This window comes from Marinomonas fungiae (assembly GCF_001418205.1).
GTDB classification, from domain to species: Bacteria; Pseudomonadota; Gammaproteobacteria; order Pseudomonadales; family Marinomonadaceae; genus Marinomonas; species Marinomonas fungiae.
Window position 1 is genome coordinate 207,500 of sequence record NZ_LIQF01000006.1, and the last position, 18,632, is coordinate 226,131.

General features: G+C 44.6%; 17 protein-coding genes, 3 tRNA genes and 1 pseudogene. 8 read left to right on the forward strand and 13 right to left on the reverse strand.

All coding sequences use genetic code 11. The annotated features are described in order from the left end of the window. Window positions 1-2: 2 nt before the first annotated feature. The 4 genes and pseudogenes from ASC49_RS11090 to uvrB all read right to left on the reverse strand — a co-directional run bounded on the left by ASC49_RS11090 (window position 3) and on the right by uvrB (window position 4,371). Entirely contained in the window at window positions 3-284 is a 282-nt protein-coding gene (locus ASC49_RS11090) for an STAS domain-containing protein (protein ID WP_055463304.1), read from the reverse strand. A gap of 17 nt (window positions 285-301) precedes the next feature. Next, window positions 302-898, reverse strand: a pseudogene (locus tag ASC49_RS20315) (methyl-accepting chemotaxis protein); the annotation flags it as partial. A gap of 1,266 nt (window positions 899-2,164) precedes the next feature. Continuing rightward, window positions 2,165-2,241 (reverse strand) — tRNA-Val (locus ASC49_RS11100). A 96-nt stretch (window positions 2,242-2,337) separates the two neighbouring features. Further along, window positions 2,338-4,371: an excinuclease ABC subunit UvrB gene (gene uvrB, locus ASC49_RS11105; RefSeq protein WP_055463306.1), complete on the reverse strand. Its 2,034-nt coding sequence runs from the start codon at window positions 4,369-4,371 to the stop codon at window positions 2,338-2,340. Window positions 4,372-4,577: 206 nt separating this feature from the next. Here uvrB and ASC49_RS11110 point away from each other — a divergent pair, with 206 nt between their 5' ends. Beyond that, a complete protein-coding gene (locus ASC49_RS11110) occupies window positions 4,578-5,447 on the forward strand; it encodes an MBL fold metallo-hydrolase (RefSeq protein WP_055463307.1) in 870 nt (289 codons plus the stop codon). Between the two features lie 8 nt (window positions 5,448-5,455). Continuing rightward, window positions 5,456-7,174, forward strand: coding sequence for a SulP family inorganic anion transporter (locus ASC49_RS11115; protein WP_055463308.1), 1,719 nt, complete (start codon window positions 5,456-5,458; stop codon window positions 7,172-7,174). A 45-nt stretch (window positions 7,175-7,219) separates the two neighbouring features. Here ASC49_RS11115 and ASC49_RS11120 read toward each other — a convergent pair whose 3' ends face one another. From ASC49_RS11120 to ihfB, 5 genes are all read right to left on the reverse strand, one after another. Continuing rightward, window positions 7,220-7,495, reverse strand: coding sequence for a ComEA family DNA-binding protein (locus tag ASC49_RS11120; protein ID WP_055463309.1), 276 nt, complete (start codon window positions 7,493-7,495; stop codon window positions 7,220-7,222). Window positions 7,496-7,598: 103 nt separating this feature from the next. Then, entirely contained in the window at window positions 7,599-8,306 is a 708-nt protein-coding gene (gene pyrF, locus ASC49_RS11125) for an orotidine-5'-phosphate decarboxylase (RefSeq protein WP_055463310.1), read from the reverse strand. Between the two features lie 23 nt (window positions 8,307-8,329). After that, window positions 8,330-9,502 carry a lipopolysaccharide assembly protein LapB gene (gene lapB / locus ASC49_RS11130; protein ID WP_055463311.1) on the reverse strand — a complete coding sequence of 391 codons (1,173 nt, stop codon included), beginning with the start codon at window positions 9,500-9,502 and terminating at the stop codon, window positions 8,330-8,332. A gap of 4 nt (window positions 9,503-9,506) precedes the next feature. Continuing rightward, window positions 9,507-9,827, reverse strand: coding sequence for a lipopolysaccharide assembly protein LapA domain-containing protein (locus tag ASC49_RS11135; protein WP_055463312.1), 321 nt, complete (start codon window positions 9,825-9,827; stop codon window positions 9,507-9,509). 66 nt (window positions 9,828-9,893) lie between these two features. Then, the gene (ihfB, locus tag ASC49_RS11140; RefSeq protein WP_055463313.1) at window positions 9,894-10,196 is read right to left on the reverse strand and encodes an integration host factor subunit beta; all 303 of its coding nucleotides are present in this window, start codon (window positions 10,194-10,196) and stop codon (window positions 9,894-9,896) included. Between the two features lie 209 nt (window positions 10,197-10,405). Here ihfB and ppa point away from each other — a divergent pair, with 209 nt between their 5' ends. After that, window positions 10,406-10,936, forward strand: a complete 531-nt coding sequence (gene ppa, locus ASC49_RS11145; protein WP_055463314.1) for an inorganic diphosphatase — start codon at window positions 10,406-10,408, stop codon at window positions 10,934-10,936. Between the two features lie 81 nt (window positions 10,937-11,017). Here ppa and trxB read toward each other — a convergent pair whose 3' ends face one another. After that, a complete protein-coding gene (trxB, locus tag ASC49_RS11150) occupies window positions 11,018-11,974 on the reverse strand; it encodes a thioredoxin-disulfide reductase (RefSeq protein ID WP_055463315.1) in 957 nt (318 codons plus the stop codon). Between the two features lie 132 nt (window positions 11,975-12,106). Then, window positions 12,107-12,850, reverse strand: a complete 744-nt coding sequence (locus ASC49_RS11155; protein WP_055463316.1) for a HesA/MoeB/ThiF family protein — start codon at window positions 12,848-12,850, stop codon at window positions 12,107-12,109. A 68-nt stretch (window positions 12,851-12,918) separates the two neighbouring features. Here ASC49_RS11155 and ASC49_RS11160 point away from each other — a divergent pair, with 68 nt between their 5' ends. After that, complete coding sequence (locus tag ASC49_RS11160; protein ID WP_055463317.1) at window positions 12,919-14,217, forward strand: inosine/guanosine kinase; 1,299 nt, start codon at window positions 12,919-12,921, stop codon at window positions 14,215-14,217. Window positions 14,218-14,257: 40 nt separating this feature from the next. Here ASC49_RS11160 and ASC49_RS11165 read toward each other — a convergent pair. Both ASC49_RS11165 and ASC49_RS11170 read right to left on the reverse strand, forming a co-directional pair. Next, window positions 14,258-14,343, reverse strand: a tRNA-Leu gene (locus ASC49_RS11165). Between the two features lie 60 nt (window positions 14,344-14,403). Further along, on the reverse strand, window positions 14,404-15,630 hold the full coding sequence (locus ASC49_RS11170; protein WP_055463318.1) for an EAL and HDOD domain-containing protein: 1,227 nt from the start codon (window positions 15,628-15,630) through the stop codon (window positions 14,404-14,406). A gap of 254 nt (window positions 15,631-15,884) precedes the next feature. On the opposite strand from ASC49_RS11170, the gene ASC49_RS11175 reads away from it, so the two are divergent. The 4 genes from ASC49_RS11175 (at window position 15,885) to ASC49_RS11190 (ending at window position 18,623) form a co-directional block, all read left to right on the forward strand. Further along, window positions 15,885-15,960: transfer RNA gene (locus ASC49_RS11175), tRNA-Ala, on the forward strand. 104 nt (window positions 15,961-16,064) lie between these two features. After that, window positions 16,065-16,913, forward strand: coding sequence for a methylated-DNA--[protein]-cysteine S-methyltransferase (locus tag ASC49_RS11180; RefSeq protein WP_055463319.1), 849 nt, complete (start codon window positions 16,065-16,067; stop codon window positions 16,911-16,913). Continuing rightward, entirely contained in the window at window positions 16,906-17,526 is a 621-nt protein-coding gene (locus tag ASC49_RS11185) for an alpha-ketoglutarate-dependent dioxygenase AlkB family protein (RefSeq protein ID WP_055463320.1), read from the forward strand. Before ASC49_RS11180 ends, ASC49_RS11185 begins: the two co-directional genes overlap by 8 nt. 86 nt (window positions 17,527-17,612) lie before the next feature. After that, window positions 17,613-18,623, forward strand: coding sequence for a tryptophan--tRNA ligase (locus ASC49_RS11190; RefSeq protein ID WP_055463321.1), 1,011 nt, complete (start codon window positions 17,613-17,615; stop codon window positions 18,621-18,623). The last annotated feature ends 9 nt before the right edge of the window (window positions 18,624-18,632 follow it).

Consider the following 18,632-nt stretch of genomic DNA (forward strand, 5'->3'; position numbering starts at 1 on the left):
GCCTATTCGTACTCGAATAAGGTATGGAAATTAGCCATTTCTAAAATATCTTTTGCTGTTCCCGTAACGTTTCGTACAAAACCTTTACCGCCCGACGCGCTAATTTTACGACGCAACAAAACCATCATCCCCAATGCAGAAGAATCCACATAGGTTACGCGAGAAAAATCCAAAACAACTTGGTTGCTTTTCAACAAAGCCTGCTCATAGGATTCAGTAAACCATTTATGAGTACTAAAATCGAATCGTTCAGGGATACTAATGACGACAGGTGACTGAGACATATGCTTTCCTAAAATCTTTAAAATAAATCAATATCACCGCTGCCCACATCTTGTTGTGAGACCGGATTATGACGCTCTTGGCTGTGAGCCTTGATTCGCTCAAGCTTATCTCTCATGACATGCTCAAGATCCTCAAAAGAGGTAGTTTTAATACTTTCCAGATGCTCAGCAATAAACTTTAAGGTTTCAATGGTGTATTCGATATTTTGGCGGTTAATGTCATCAAACTGTAATCCACGAGTCGCCGCAAAAATTGCACTCTCAATACCACCGGCTAATTCATCTAATTCTGTAGTAACCTTAGAATCGCTTTCAGCTTTCTGGACGATGTGCTCCAGAACTTGCTGCATTTTTCGCTTAGACTCCATAATGTAGGTCACATCATGAGCCGCTAAACTTTCCATCGAAGCCGTTAACGCCGCCACCTGCGATTGAATCTTTTGTAGTTGCGTCTGAATCGCAACACTGAAACCAGCGGAACGATTAGAGAGCGTTCGAACCTCATCCGCCACCACAGCAAAACCGCGACCGGCTTCACCAGCACGAGCCGCCTCGATTGCAGCATTAAGCGCCAACAAGTTAGTCTGTTCAGCAATGTCATCGATGTCTTTTAATGCTTTGGTGACGATCGGCATTTCTTCGTGAATTTCGTTTACTTTGCTTAGCAGATCCATCGACTCGGCAGACATTTCAACCGTGGTGTTAATAAAACGATCCAGTGTTTTCGCCGTCTGATCTGCAAAGTTTTGCATCACTTCACTGTGACTACGTGAACCATCATGGTTGTCGTTAATTAAGGAACGAATACACTCTTCTTGCTGTCGGATTAAACGGTGAGTGTCTTCGAAAGAGGAGCTAAGTAACTCAATAGCACTTTGCTGTGTGGTCAGGACATTGTCTAGATCGGCATTACACACATTTAAGATAGGAATCAATTCGCGATTAAATAATTTTTGGGCTTCTGCTTTATCAACTAAATCATTCGTTTCATATGTCTCATTTTGAGAAACTGGATCGTCACTTGCGTGGTGTCGGGCCAGAAAAACCAGAAGAGCACCAGATAAAACTAACACCAACAAGGCAGGCCAAAAATAACCAGATAAGCCCAGCAGGCCAGCTACTGCAACCGCGAACACATGTATCAGAGACAACTTCAGCATAGAGACAATCCTTAGAAACCTTCATGAGCGCCTAGAGCATCATGCAACTCGCGCCCTTAGCTTTTTTAATGCACCTTAAAACCATTATAAGGTAAAGCTGTTTCATTGCATCCTTTGTCAGCGAAACAAAAATGCTTATAAGCCATTAATTTGAATCAGTTTTTCTTTTAGAGCAACATAAAAAACACAAAAAAACACGAAAACACCGACAAATGAAACACCAGCACTGTAATGCTGCATAACGCTTCAAATCATAAAGATAGTTTAATATCGTACATGTTATTTAGAAACCGTTAAGAAATCTGATGCCCATAAAAATATTGATCCAGATTAGCTCACCAAGATTTTATAATTATTTTTTATAGCTTAGTCGTAATGTTCTGAATTTCAAAGCAAAAGTTCCTGAGCTCAATCACCACATGCCCCACCTACCTTACGGCCTCCTAGCACATTTAAAAGAGAATCGAGCCATAACTTCACTAAATCCGAATCAAGAAAGTCTCGAACTTATTTCAAAGCTATCTGAGTGGTGATGACCACTGAGCATTTCTAAGCCGCCTGTTCGACGGTGAAGTCACTTGTAAAGAGACGCTGGGATCAAAGGCTTTCGATTGTTAAAACCGGGAGCAGAAAAAAATGAAGGGTTAAAAACAGAAAAGCCGAGCTTGTGGCTCGGCTTCTGTTGCATGATTTTTGATTTAAAACCACACTTTAAAATTCTGGTAGGTCTAAGCAGATTCGAACTGCTGACCTCATCCATGTCAAGGATGCGCTCTAACCAACTGAGCTATAGACCTAGAAAGTGCTGGTTATTATACGCAGCACTTAATCCAGTTCAAGCACTTTAAATAAAAATTTAAGTGTTTGTTTTTACTTGATGAATTTCTAGACAACTAAGCCTCGCCGACGTCCTTGAGTTTCTTTTGCAAAGTACGGATCTGATCTCGATAAGCCGCGGCTAACTCAAACTTCAGGTCTTCTGCTGCTAGCGCCATATCTTTTTGAAGTTGTACGATGGCTTTTCGCACTTCAGCCACATCGTCCATATTTTCGATTTGGTAATCTTTGACTTTCTCAGCCACTTTGCGGGTTTGCTTACCTTTATTGCGCCCGCCTGCGCCTGGGTTATAAGCCCCTTCTAGAATATCCTCAACCGACTTAGTAATGCCTTTTGGCACGATGCCGTGTTCTTCGTTAAAGGCTTCTTGCTTAGCACGACGACGGATGGTTTCATCCATCGCTCGCTGCATGGAGCCAGTAATTCGATCTGCATATAGAATCGCTTTACCATTTACGTTACGGGCCGCTCGACCTATGGTCTGAATAAGAGAGCGGTCAGAGCGTAAGAAGCCTTCTTTATCTGCATCCAAAATTGCCACCAGACTCACTTCTGGGATGTCGAGACCCTCTCGCAGCAAGTTAATACCGACCAACACATCAAATTCACCCAGACGTAAATCACGGATAATCTCCACACGCTCTACCGTATCGATATCTGAATGCAGATAACGCACACGAATACCGTGCTCATGCAGATAATCCGTCAAATCTTCTGCCATACGCTTGGTTAGCGTTGTCACTAAGATACGCTCCCCTTTTGGTAAACGCAGATTGATCTCGGATAACAAGTCATCCACCTGAGTCGCGACTGGACGCACCTCTAGCTCAGGGTCAACAAGCCCCGTAGGTCGAACGATCTGTTCCACTATCCAATCTTGGTGTTGCTCTTCGTATTTACCAGGAGTTGCGGAAACAAAAATGGTCTGCGGTTTAATCTGTTCCCATTCTTCAAAACGCATCGGGCGGTTATCTAACGCTGAAGGCAGGCGAAAACCGTATTCGACAAGGTTTTCTTTACGGGAACGGTCACCTTTGTACATGGCGCCAATTTGCGGCACCGTCACATGGGATTCATCGATGACCAATAAAGCATTCGCTGGCAAATAATCAAATAAAGTTGGCGGTGGTGACCCTTCGGGTCGACCAGATAAATAACGTGAGTAGTTCTCGATACCAGAGCAATACCCCAGCTCTTGCATCATTTCTAAGTCATAGTTGGTACGCTGTTCTAGGCGCTGCAATTCCACTAATTTGTTTAAAGATTTAAGCTGTTCAAGACGCACATCCAGCTCTTTCTTAATCTTTTCTATCGCCTCTAAGATGGTTTCGCGTGGGGTGACATAGTGGGTTTTAGGATAAATAGTAACGCGCGGAACTTTGCGAATAGTTCGATTGGTCAGCGGATCAAACACTGCGAGGTTGTCTACTTCATCATCAAACAATTCGATACGAATCGCTTCATCCTCAGAGTCCGCTGGAAAAATATCAATCACATCACCACGTACACGGAAATTACCACGCTCAAACACCATATCGTTACGGGTGTATTGCAGCTCCGCTAAACGACGCAACACTGAGCGCTGATCAATGCGATCACCGCGATCTAGATGCAACATCATTTTCAAATAGGACTGAGGGTCGCCCAAGCCGTAAATCGCCGACACCGTTGCCACGATAATGACATCTTCACGCTCTAACAAGGCTTTGGTGGCCGACAATCGCATTTGCTCAATGTGTTCGTTTACCGAAGCATCTTTCTCAATGTAAGTATCGGAGGCTGCAACATAGGCTTCAGGCTGGTAATAGTCGTAATAGGAAACGAAGTATTCCACCGCATTATTTGGAAAGAACTCCTTAAATTCGCCATATAACTGAGCCGCCAAGGTTTTATTGTGCGCCATGATAATGGTTGGGCGTTTTACTTCAGCGACCACATTGGCAATGGTAAAAGTCTTACCCGATCCGGTTACCCCCAAGAGGGTTTGATGGGCTAAACCAGCTTCAATTCCTTGCACCAGTTTTTTGATGGCTGCCGGCTGATCACCAGCAGGTTGATACTGCGAAACGACTTGAAATTCCTGCGACACTTTTACGCCCTATACTATTCACCAGCGATAAGCCTTAAAGGGTAACAAATTTCCTTTGCAACGTCTTAGTCAGAATATGACATTAGAAATAATTAATATAAAGCGCACACTAGCTAGTACAAATCGCTCTATCTTCACAGTTGCTAATATAAAACTATTTATATAGCATAAAAGAATAACCTTATAACCTTAACAGAGGTAGCAGCATGTCTTCTCAACCATTCGTTAAAGCCTTTTTCGACGAAGCCACTTTTACTGTGTCTTACGTTGTTTCTGATGAAACCACAAAATCCTGTGTCATTATTGACTCGGTTCTGGACTATGATCACGCTTCCGGCCACACCTCAACTAAGTCTGCCGACGATGTTATCCATTATGTGCAATCCGAAGCTCTGAGCGTTGAATGGATCTTAGAAACACACGTTCATGCAGACCATCTTTCCGCAGCACCTTATCTCAAGAAGGCTTTGGGCGGAAAAATTGTGATTGGTGATAATATTACAACGGTGCAAAATACCTTCGGCAAGTTGCTTAATGTGGAACCGCAGTTTGCTTGTGATGGCTCTCAATTCGATCACTTAGTACATGAAGGGGATGAGCTAACATTCGGCCAGCAACGCGTTGAAGTACTGCACACACCAGGTCACACGCCCGCTTGTGTTACCTATGTGATTGGCGATGCAGCCTTTGTAGGCGACACTCTATTTATGCCAGATTATGGCACCGCACGCTGCGATTTCCCTGGCGGAGATGCCGCAACATTATACCGCTCTATTCAAAAGATCTTTGCCTTACCTGAGCCCACCCGCCTATTTATGTGCCATGACTATAAAGCACCAGGACGAGAAGAGTATATTTGGGAAACTACTGTAGCAGAGCAAAAAGCCAACAATGTTCATATCCATCAAGGCATTACCGAAGAGGCTTTCTGTAAGATGCGTACTTCCAAAGACGCGACGCTTGCGATGCCGCGCCTGATTTGGCCGTCCGTGCAAGTCAACATGCGCGCAGGCGACCTTCCTCCTGCTGAGGAAAACGGTACGCGCTACCTTAAAACACCAATTAACTTGGTATAAGGCTGACTATGAACCGATTAAACCGCTATATACCTGCAACCGTCTGGTTAAAGGAATACACCCGCGGAGATATGCAAACCGACATGATGGCCAGCATTATTGTGACCATCATGCTGATTCCACAGAGCTTGGCCTACGCCATGCTAGCAGGATTACCTCCTGCTGTGGGTTTGTACGCTAGTATTTTACCCTTGATTGCTTACGCTCTGTTTGGCTCAAGTAGAACACTAGCCGTAGGGCCTGTAGCGGTAGTATCTATGATGACGGGCACAGCAGCATTGCAATTTGCCGCACCGAACACAGCCGAATATCTCTCAGTTGTGATTCTGCTAGCTGCTGTGTCAGGCCTATTTTTATTACTATTAGGCTTATTTAAATTGGGTTTTTTAGCCAACTTATTAAGTCACCCAGTTATTTCAGGGTTCATTAGTGCATCGGCCATTTTAATTGCTCTAGGGCAGGTAAAACACATTCTTGGAGTCAAAGCTTCAGGTCATAATTTGATCGAGATGCTAGAAAGCATGTGGCACAACTTAGCGGACACCAACCTCACAACCTTAGTCATTGGTGTTGGCGCTATTATTTCCCTTCATCTGCTACGAAAATATTTTAAGGGCATTCTAATGGCTCTCGGATTGTCCAGTCACCAAGCACAACTTGCATCGAAAGCAGGGCCCGTACTGGTCGTGGTGATTTCAACGCTAATCGTCGCCATGATGAAGCTAGATCAAACAGGCGTTAAAGTGGTGGGAGAAGTACCTAGTGGCTTTCCTCCTTTAGCTTTACCAAATATGGATTTCAATCTGATCATGGATTTACTGCCCGCCGCGATTTTAATCAGCATTGTTGGCTTTGTAGAATCGGTTTCCGTAGCACAGTCTTTTGCCGCTAAACGCAGACAAAGTATTGATCCAAACCAAGAGCTTGTAGGCTTAGGTGCTGCTAACCTAAGCTCCGCATTCAGCGGCGGCTTTCCGGTCACAGGTGGCTTCTCTCGATCAGTCGTGAGCTTTGATGCAGGCGCCAAAACACCGATGACAGGCGTATTTACTGCATTACTGATTCTACTCACTTTGAGCTTTTTAACTGGGGCATTTTACTATCTACCAAAAGCGGTTTTGGCCGCAACGATTGTAGTGGCAGTTGTCCAGCTTATTGATGTAAAAGGCTTTCTAGAAGTGTGGCGTTACTCAAAACAAGACGCCAGTGCATTGATCGCTACTTTTACAGTTGTGCTATTAGCGGGAGTAGAAGCTGGCATCATCACGGGCGTGAGCTTGTCGTTGCTATTATTCCTATGGCATGCCAGCCATCCACATATTGCTGTCGTCGGTCGCGTTGCAGGGACGGAGCACTTTCGCAATGTGGAGCGCTTTCAAGTAGAAACAAACAAAGAAGTTCTAACTGTTCGCATCGATGAAAGCCTATTCTTTGCCAACGCCCGAGTTTTGGAAGACAAAATCACTCAACTGGTTGCCCAGAACAAGGAAGTCAAGGACGTGGTTCTAATGTGCACCGCCGTTAATATGATCGACGCCAGCGCCTTGGAAAGTTTAGAAATGATTTGTGAGCGATTACATTCCACTGGCATTCACTTACATTTGTCAGAAGTCAAAGGCCCGGTAATGGATCGATTAAAAGGCTCGACTTTAATCTCTCATCTAAGCGGCAACATTTACTTAACTCAAAATCAAGCATTTGAAGACCTCTGCCGCAGCAAAGGGTGATCCTATGATCACCCTTTCTTTTGGTCCATAATATTTGAACTTAAACTACTTTGGCTGCTTGATCTGCAGAATCATACGATTCTTATCTAACAATGCTGGACCAATTCCCTTTACTTTCGTTAAGTCATCCACATTCATAAAAGGGCCGTTTTGGTCGCGGTACGCGACAATGGCCTCCGCTTTACTTTGGCCAACACCACTCAGCGCCAAAGCAAGTTGGTCAGCGGTCGCCGTGTTCAAATCTAACGGTTCTGCAGCAAGGCAGGCGAAGGAAAAAATACACAGAGATAACGCTAGCAGGCGTTTTAGTGAAAATATCATTTGGCATACTCCTTATGCTTTAGTTACGGCTTCCTGCCGATAATAAAAAACCGATCTCTAGGATCGGTTTTCAGGATAGCATAACTATTATCCAGCTCAAGCTTTAAGCCAATACACCTAACTCATTATTGACCTGAGTTAACACTGCTATAGGATCAGCAGCCTGAGTAATAGGACGTCCCATTACTAAGTAATGGCTACCCGCTTTCATCGCTTCACTAGGCGTCATAATGCGCTTTTGATCACCTTGCTCAGAACCTACGGGGCGAATTCCAGGTGTGACCAAGACAAAATCTTTACCCAAAGTGTCTGATAGCATTTCAGACTCTTGCGCAGAACATACCACACCATCCATACCCGACGATTGCGCTAATTTCGCTAGACGCATCACGTGATCACGTGGCGATAAGTCGATACCAATTTCAGACAAATCGCTTTCGTCCATACTGGTTAAAACCGTTACCGCGATCAACAGAGTATTGTGATCGTGAATCTGGGCCAAGGCATTGGCAGACGCTTCCATCATACGGCGGCCACCGCTGGCGTGTACATTCACCATCCAAACACCTTCTTTCGCAGCAACAGAGACTGCATTCGCTACCGTGTTTGGGATATCGTGGAATTTAAGATCTAAGAAGACATCAAAATCTAGCTTATGCAACGCTTCCAAAATTGCCGGACCCGCTTTGGTAAACAGCTCTTTACCGACTTTCACACGACACAATTTTGGGTCTAAACGCTTTGCCATCGCCGTAGCTTGTTCGATTGTTGGGTAGTCTAAGGCTACAACGATTGGAGATTGGCAAGTCATGAAAATTCCTCTGAATATAAAGTCTACTCTCCTTCTAAACCATGAATCGGTTTCACCGTACCCCAACTCTTACAACTTGGACATTGCCAATGTAGTTGATGACCTGAGAAACCACACTGACGACAGCGATGCTTAGGCTTAGAAGAAGTTAATTGCTCGATTAATTCGTACAAAACACTTAAGTTTTCTTGGTCGTGCCCCTCAGAATCCTGGCGTTGCATATCAATCAGCTCCTGGAATCCTTTAATCGTCGGATGGGCACGTAATTGCTCTATTATAAACTGTTCTGCGAACTCTTTGTCATCTTGCGCATAATGTTCTGTCAAAGCACGAATCAACGTAGCGGAAGGATGCTTTTTGAGTTGCTCTTGCAGGAACTTGATGTAACCACCACCGCCCCACACCTGCAAATAACATTCACGCAGTTTATAGATAACAACTGGCAAGAACTCATGATCCTGATCAGCGACCATTTTCAGTTCTTTGATTGCATCTCGATAACGTTTTTGACTAATGAAAATATCAGCTAGGCCAATACTCGCGCGCACGCAGTCAATATCCACTTCGATAGCAGACTTATATTTCTGAAAAGCTTGAGTCCACTGCTCTTTATGAATCGCCTCTTCTGCCACCTCACAGTAAAAGTGCGCCAAACGCTGGGCTTGCCTGCGACTCGGGAAATCCGCTTGCAACTGATGGGCAATACTGATCGCTTTCTCCCAGCTTTGCTCAAACTCATATAGGTCCACCAACAACGTGAAGATTTCTTTCTGAAATTCCGTTTTACGAGCGGCAATATTCAGCAATAGTCGCTCAGCTCGATCCAGTAAGCCAGCCGACATAAAATCACTGGCCAATTCAAGTTGCACTAAACGAGTGTCTCGAGGCGAAATATCCGGGCGGGCTAGCAGACTCTGATGGATGTTGATGGCTTTTTGAATTTCGCCTTTCTTGCGAAACAAATTACCCAGTGTTAGGTGGATATCAAAGGTGTCAGAATTGACCTCGAGGGAATCCACAAAGGCATCAATGGCCTCTGATTGCTGACCATTGAGGAGATGATTTAAGCCCCGAAAATAATCATTCGGGACTTTTTTAAGTTCTTGATCTTGGGTTTCTTTGGTACGGCGTCGACCTAGCATCCAGCCAATGAACAAAGCAACGAAGAGAACGACAAATAAGCCCCACTCGGTCAAGGGACTACTCCCGCTCCGACAATTCTGACGTTAGGGACGCTTTGCGTAAGTTGTCGATTTCAGCCTGTAGACTTACCAGCTGTTTCGTTTTCTTGCGAACATTACGTTCTAATCGGAACAATAGTGCACTCGAAGAAGCCAGCGCCAAAACAATGCCTAATGCAAAAGCAATAATCATGTATAGAGCGATACTTAACTCAGGCGATTGCCAAAGCACCAGATCTAAGGTGATTACCTGACCATTGCGAATTGCAAAGAAAAGACCGACAAATAAGAAAAAAGCTAAGGCTACTAGTAGCACCACTCGCTTCAGCCATTTAAGCATAAAACACCCACATACTGCGTTGATCGACTTATTATGCCGAGGAGCAGGGAAAATTTCGATAGAAAATTAGCTTAACTCTTTCGTATCTGCGACAGAGTTGACCAATTCACGCAACTCTTTGCCAGGCTTAAAGTGTGGAACGTATTTAGACCCTAATTCAACAGACTCTCCTGTCTTAGGATTTCGGCCCACGCGAGGCGCACGATAATGTAGAGAGAAACTACCAAAACCGCGGATTTCGATACGCTCGCCATTTGCTAACGCTTCGGACATATGCTCTAGCATTGCCTTAACCGCCAACTCAACATCTTTAACTGGTAGATGAGGCTGCTGGTCAATTAGCATTTCTATCAGCTCAGATTTTGTCATCAGTGTCCTCTCGACTATATTTTGATCACACCCTTAGACTAGCTAAATTTAGAAAGAAAGCAATAACTTAACGCAGATTTGGCATAAAATTCTCGCTTTTTTCGGCTTTCTATAACGATTATTTCTGCTTAGACTTTGGGATGACTAGCATCCGACGGGGCTAACTTCTATAATTGCCGGCATTACTTAACACAAGTGGATATAAAACAATGAGCTTCAAAGACATTCCTGCTGGCCGCGATGTGCCAAACGATATCAACGTAATCATCGAAATCCCTGCTGAGGCAAACCCAGTTAAGTACGAAGTAGACAAAGACATGGACGCTCTAGTGGTAGACCGTTTCATGACGGCGCCTATGTTCTATCCAGCTAACTATGGTTACGTTAACAACACCCTAGCAGACGACGGCGATCCTGTTGACGTGCTAGTGATTACACCTTACCCAGTGGTTCCAGGCTCTGTGATTCGCTGCCGTCCAGTTGGCGTACTAAACATGTCTGACGAAGCAGGTATGGACGCTAAGCTAGTTGCAGTACCGCATGAGAAGCTGAGCAAAGAATACGGCCACATCCAAGACGTAAACGACATTCCACAACTACTACGTGATCAAATCGAGCACTTCTTCGAAAACTACAAGAAGCTTGAAAAAGGTAAGTGGGTAAAAGTTGAAGGCTGGGCGAATGCTGAAGAAGCTCGCAAGGCCCTAGTTGAAGGCGTAGAAGCTTACAACGCTCAGTAATCTTACGATTACTTTGAATCTAAACAGCCGATCCATTTGGATCGGCTTTTTCGCTTATGGCACAGGCTTGGTTTATTTACATTAGCCTTCTAGGCCATCAAGGTAGCGTTCGGCATCCAACGCAGCCATACAGCCAGTCCCCGCAGAAGTAATCGCTTGACGATAAATGTGATCACTCACGTCACCTGCAGCAAACACGCCTTCAACACTCGTTTGCGTCGCATTGCCTTGAGTACCAGACTGAACCGTTAGATAACCGTCCTTCATATCTAGCTGACCAGCAAAAATATCTGTGTTTGGCTTGTGGCCGATCGCTACAAACAAGCCTGCAACCGCCAATTCTTTGGTTTCGCCAGTTTGGTTATTCTTAATACGAACACCCGTTACCCCTGCGTCATCGCCAAGCACTTCGTCTAGTTCACTGTGCCATTCGATCTTAACATTGCCGTTCTCAGCTTTATCTAACAGTTTGTCCGCAAGAATTTTCTCAGAACGGAATTTATCGCGACGGTGAATCACAGTCACAGTCTTAGCAATGTTAGCTAAGTAAAGCGCTTCTTCCACAGCCGTGTTACCACCACCGATTACCGCTACATCTTGATTACGGTAGAAGAAACCATCACAAGTCGCACAGGCGGATACACCTTGCCCCATAAACTTCTGCTCACTTTCCATGCCTAGGTACTGAGCGCTGGCGCCGGTTGCGATGATTAGCGCATCACAAGTGTACACGCCGCTGTCACCTTCTAAGCGGAACGGACGGTTTTGTAGATCCACTTTATTGACGTGGTCGAATACGATTTCTGTTTCAAAACGCTCCGCGTGCTGACGCATACGCTCCATCAATTCTGGACCTTGAACGCCTTGCACATCACCTGGCCAGTTATCTACTTCTGTCGTCGTCGTCAGCTGACCACCCATTTGCATGCCAGTAATCATCACTGGTTTTAGATTGGCACGAGCAGCGTATACCGCTGCAGTGTAGCCTGCAGGGCCTGAGCCCAAGATCATTAATTTAGCGTGTTTAACATCGCTCATTTGGAATGCTCCTTAAATTAGATATCCTAGCCGAGGGTTAACACGGCTTCGTTATGGGCATAGGATAAAGAAACCGTTATCAAATAGACACCGAAGAAAATTAATTACGGAAATAGAGGTATTCTATGAATTTTAAACGCCACAACAAGGGCACTCAGGGTCTTGAGACAAACGCATGCTGCGCCATTCACCGCTTAGACCATCAAATAATTGCAGAACACCATGTCGTACAGTACCTTTAGCACTCAACAACTTGATCGCGACCAACGCTTGCTGAACCCCAATCGTCCCTACTACAGGCCCAATAATGCCATTGGTATTACAGCTAAGTTGCTGATCAGAAAGGTCTGGATATAAGCATTCGTAGCAAGGCGAGCACTGTTCATCGTATCGAAATACCACCAACTGCCCTTCCCAACGAATTGCCGCACCACTAACCAATGGAATCTTGTGAGCCTGTGCCCAACGATGCACCATTTGACGCGTCGCGAAATTATCGCAACAATCCAAAATCACATCTGCACCAGATAAGCAAGCTTCAATATTCTCTTCATTTAAACGAAGCTGGTGGACTAACAGCTGCACCTCAGAATTACGTGCTTGTAAGTGCTCTTGTGCTGCTAGAACTTTAGGTGTGTGCACATCTTGCTCAGTGTAAAGCACTTGGCGAGGTAGGTTACTTAGCTCGATCTCATCATCATCAATCAAGGTCAGAATACCCACACCAGCCCCAACTAGATAGGTCGCCGCAATATTCCCTAAGCCACCGGCTCCGATAATCACAGCGTGCTTACCTGATAGGTTCATCTGGCCTTCAATGTCAAAGTTCGTAAGTAGTAACTGACGACTATAGCGTAGTAACGATTGTTCATTCATAGCATAAATCCTGCCCGATCGATCAGCATTTTGCTAATATCTAGGCATTGTATTACTGGAATAATAAAATGAAATTTCCCGGCCGCAGAAAGATAAAGCACTACTTCCCAGCCACACAGGGCAAACACAGACTTCCGAAATCAGAAGTCCACCCCACTCAAGACACCTATATTGTTGGCCTAGATGAAACCATTGTGGATGTGATTGCGACGGTCGATGACATATTTCTGGCGCAACATGGTATCCGAAAAGGACTGTCAAACCTAGTCACGCCAGAACAAGCCAGCGCGATCTACCAAGAACTGATTGCTGAAAACCGTATATCGGATCACTTTGCTGGCGGTACCATTGGCAACACCTTACACAACTACTCTGTCTTAGCTGACGACAAATCTGTGCTTCTAGGGGTCATGTCAAACCAGATTACGCTTAACTCACCCGAATACTATTATCTGTGCGATACAAGCAGTAATGTCGATATGCATCATTTACAAGGTGTTGCTGGAGACATTGGACGGGGGATTACTTTAATTACAGAGGATGGAGAGCGCACTTTCGCTATCGCCCCCAATACCATGGACGATATTGAGCCAAGTAGTGTAAACGAAGAGCTGATTGCCAATGCCGCGGCTTTTGTCACCTGTGCCTATCCTCTGCGTCATGCAGATAAACCCATCAAAGCAACACTTATGAAGTGTCTAGAGCTTACTAAACAATATAACGTACCAGTGATAATTACCTTAGGCACACAACACTTGGTAGAAGAATTTCGCGATGAAATCCAACTCATCATCGAGAAATACGCATCTGTCGTCGCCATGAACGAACAAGAAGCCGAGGCATTAACAGGAGAACCGAAAGCGCTGTTAGCCGCTGAAAAAACCCTAGAATGGTGCGATATGGTACTCCTTACAGCTGGCGCGGAAGGATTGTACTTATGCGGTTATTGCGATGATCAATACAAGCGCGCAACGACTCACTCAATCAAGTCTCAAGATATTACCAACTTTAACCAATGGGAGTTTTCGAGGCCACAACATAAACAAGATTGCGAAGCGCCAATAAAAGTCTATTCGCATATTGATCCTTATCTCGGCGGTCCAGAACGCATTTGCAACACAAATGGCGCAGGGGATGGTGCGCTGTCTGCCCTACTGCATGACATCGCTGCCAACTACTATCACTTGCAACAGCTGCCACACAGTAGCAAGCACACTGCCAAGCACCTATCCTACTCTTCGTTTGCACAAATTTGTAAATACGCAAACCGAGTCAGTTATGAAGTACTAAGCCAACATTCACCAAGACTTTCGAAAGGACTACCCGAGCAAGAAGACAGCTTAGAACAAGCATACTGGGCAAGATAGAAATAAAAAAGCCGACTTAAAGAAGTCGGCTTTTTTAATATGGTACCAGTGGCCGGACTCGAACCGGCACGCTTTATAGGCAATGGATTTTGAATCCATCGTGTCTACCAATTCCACCACACTGGCTTTGAAATTGTGTCGCACATTTTAGTGTTTTTAACTTTTCTGTCAATGGCTTAGTTGAAATTATTTTAGCGCAACAGTAATTTTGTTAGCCCATTGTAACGCTTCAAAGAAAGCAACATTTAGGTAACCACGCACCTTGTTCGGTAATTGAGCAATACGATCCCAACGCTCTTCTTCGATACTGGTTACACTAAATAAAATTCGACCTAAAGGCCCCTTGTATTCCAGAATCGCACTTTGCAGCTCTCCATTAAGAGCGATTTGTTTTAGCAACTCTTGCTGGGAAATCTGCAAGATTCGATCCATGCCAGAAATCAAACCTACGGTAAACGCCTGATCAGCACAAATAGACTTAGACTGGGCTGCAAGTAGTTCGCAGCATTTTGCGCGAATCAACAACATTTTAAGAATTTCAGGATTACTACACTTCTGAGAACTTAGCGTGATCAACATTGACCAACGTTTTAATTGCTCTAAGCCAAGATATACAACAGCCTCTTTAATGGACTCAACGTTTTTTGTGAGCCCAACAACGGGGCTGTTAAGAAGCCGCAGCATCTGATATGACAAGGTTGGATGCTGCCCTACCAATTGAGCAACGGCTCCGATACAAACGGATTCATTTTGCAGCATATTCACGAGGTTCAATGCACTTTGAACATCCGCTTCAATTTTTTTACCCTTTACAATTTCCGGGCGACTCAGGTAATAGCCCTGATAGTATTCAAATCCTAAATCCAAACATTGTTGGAACATGTCTTGATTTTCTACTTTCTCAGCGACCAGTTTAATACGACGCTGTTTCAAAGCTTCTATTTCTTTCAGTACGGTATTGGGAGGCGTACTTAATACATCCACTTTGACCATAGACATAAAGGGCAATAATGGCTGATACGTAGTACAAAACTGAAAATCGTCTAATACAAAGCGAAAACCTTTTTCATGCCACCCTTTTACTGCGGCAACGAACTCTGGCGTGATGGGCTGATCTTCGAGAATTTCAATGTAAACTGTTTCAGGAGAAATCGGAAAAAAAGCATCTGACAACACTAATTCAGACGTCATGTTGATAAAGAAAGGTCGTCTTGTCTGAACTTCAAATTCACTAATACCAATGCATAGATTAACCAGAACCTGACTTGTCGCTACTTCTGGGTTATCTACTTTCGCCCTATCTTCATGTTCGCCTCGAAACAAAAGCTCATACCCAAACAGCTTTTTATGACGATCAAAGATAGGCTGTTGCGCCATCATCAACTCGTTATAATTATATTTTTCCAAGTCCATTTTTTACCCTAGGATGACACTGGCTGCACGCCAATGATTGCTACGATTTAGTATCAGCATCCCTACTAAACACTATCTGATATCTTTTATATCAGCGTAGCGTCTAAGAATAAACAAACCATGCAAAAAAAGTTCACAACTTAAAAAATTAATTGACAGCTTTATGTGCGCTAAATAAAATTCAGCTCGAAATTTACTGCAACACCCGATTTCTTCAATCGTGTTACATCCCAGGCTTAATCGGCCACATCTGTGGGGCTATAGCTCAGCTGGGAGAGCGCTTGCATGGCATGCAAGAGGTCAGCGGTTCGATCCCGCTTAGCTCCACCAATTACTCTTTTCAGTATTACTCTAAAATCCCGCAAGTTTCGGGTCGATCTTTGCTTTCGCTAAGCTAGTATGAAGTTTAGTCCTTTAGCAAAGTGTGTATTGTGATGTCTCATTCCCACGATTATCAGCGTATCCAACAAGCCATTGAGTTTATTGTTCAAGAAACACCTGTACAGCCGTCTCTCGAAGCAATCGCTAATGCCGTGCATTTAAGCCCCTTTCACTTTCAGCGGATGTTTCAGCAATGGGCCGGGGTATCACCGAAGAAATTTATGCAATTTATCAGTATCGAACATGCCAAGACATTACTCGAACAGGACTACACGCTACAGCAGACCTCACTTGAAGTGGGTCTTTCGAGCAGTAGCCGCCTACACGACTTATTTATTTCGATTGAAGGCATGACACCGGGACAATATAAATCTGGCGGCCTAGGACTTTATATCGATTACCACTTTTATCTCACCATATTTGGCGATGTACTGATTGCTGCGACAGAGCGAGGTATTTGTCATATGGCGTTTTGCGAAGATCGACAAAGTGCACTACAAGAGCTCACTTCACAGTTTGAACAGGCAACGCTCAGACATCAAGAACACCCCCACCATCAGCAAGGGATGGCTATTTTCTCTAACTCTAACGCCGCACTTGAGCCGATTAAATTGCATCTTGCAGGAACACCCTTTCAACTTAAGGTATGGCAAAGCTTGCTCAGCATTCCTTCTGGACAGTTGTCAAACTACGCACAAATCGCACAGAATATTGGTAAACCAACGGCTGCTCGTGCGGTCGGTACGGCGATTGCGAAAAACCCCATTGCCTATCTTATTCCATGTCATCGAGTGATCCGAAATACAGGTGAGCTGGGTAATTACCGGTGGGGAAAATCCAGAAAAACCGCCATGATTGGCTGGGAAGCGGCTCAGTCGGATATCGAACAGAACCATGAATGATTTATTTGCTGACCAACAACCATTACTTGAACTGTTACCCTATGATGGTTCAGCGGTTTACTATGGACAAGTGCTGCCCTCAGTAGAAGCCGACGACTACTTTCATCGGCTTTGGCAGGAGATTGATTGGCAACATGATGAAGCCATTGTCTATGGCAAGCACATTATTACAAAACGTAAAGTGGCTTGGTATGCAGATCAACCTTTTCACTATACCTATTCCAAAACCACTAAGACCGCCCAGCTTTGGACGCCATTACTACTGGAGTTGCGACATGTCGTCGAAGCCCTAACCCAGGTTAGGTTTAACTCCTGTCTACTTAATCTTTACCACGATGGCTCAGAGGGCATGGCTTGGCACAGTGACGCCGAAAAAGAGCTGCTACAAGACGGCACGATTGCATCTCTAAGTTTTGGTGTCGAACGCAAGTTTTCTTTCAAACACAAAGTCAGCCAAGAGACCCGCTCAATCCAACTCGAACACGGCAGTTTGTTGGTTATGCAAGGCACCACACAAAGCCACTGGCTTCACTCTCTTCCAACCACTAAGAAAGCTCATAATGCCCGTATAAACCTTACTTTTCGGCAGATTCGCACAACATCATTTGAGTAGCGCATTTGTTGCAGGTTTAAAGCTACGTCTACCCTTTTTTTTATGATAGGGTACACACACCTTTTTATATGATTGAGTAAGGGAAAATGGGTAAAGAAATTGTTTTAACAGGTATCACTACAACAGGCACACCTCACTTAGGTAACTATGTAGGCGCCATCCGTCCAGCAATCGAAGCCAGTCAACGAGACAACACTGAGTCTTTCTTCTTTTTGGCGGATTACCACGCATTGATCAAATGTCAGGATCCAGAGCGCGTGAAACAGTCTCGTCTTGAGATCGCTGCGACCTGGCTAGCCTGTGGCCTAGATACCAACAAAGCAACTTTCTACCGTCAGTCTGATATTCCTGAAATTTCTGAACTCAACTGGCTACTGACGTGTGTGACCGCGAAAGGACTGATGAACCGCGCTCACGCATACAAAGCCAGTGTTGATGAAAACGTGGCCAACGGTCAAGACCCTGACTATGGCGTCACCATGGGATTATTCTGCTATCCAGTGCTAATGGCTGCCGACATCCTAGCTTTTAATGCTAACAAGGTACCAGTTGGTCGCGACCAAACTCAGCACATCGAAATGGCACGAGATATCGCCGCTCGATTTAATCACCTCTTCGGTCACCACTTTGTATTGCCTGAGGCGGTTGTTGCAGAAGACGACAGTGCCATTCTAAAAGGTCTTGACGGCCGTAAGATGAGTAAGAGTTACAACAACACCATTCCTCTGTTCGAGACAGAGAAAAAGTTGAAAAAAGGTGTTAATAAGATTGTTACTAACTTGCTTGAACCTGGTGAGCCAAAAGACCCAAACAATTCTACCGTGTTTGATATCTATAAAGCCTTTGCGACGCCTGAGCAAACCGCAGAAATGCGTCAAAAATTTGCTGATGGCATCGCTTGGGGTGAAGCGAAGAAGGAACTTTTTGAACTGATCAATGGTCAACTAGCTGAGCCAAGAGAAAAATATCTTGAGCTTATGGCGAACCCTGCCGAAATCGAAGCAGTTTTACAGGCCGGTGCTGAAAAAGCCCGTGCCCGAGCACGAGCTCTGATCTCTGACCTTCGAAACGCAGTAGGTTTGGTTAACTTCGTCTAACTTTGGAGA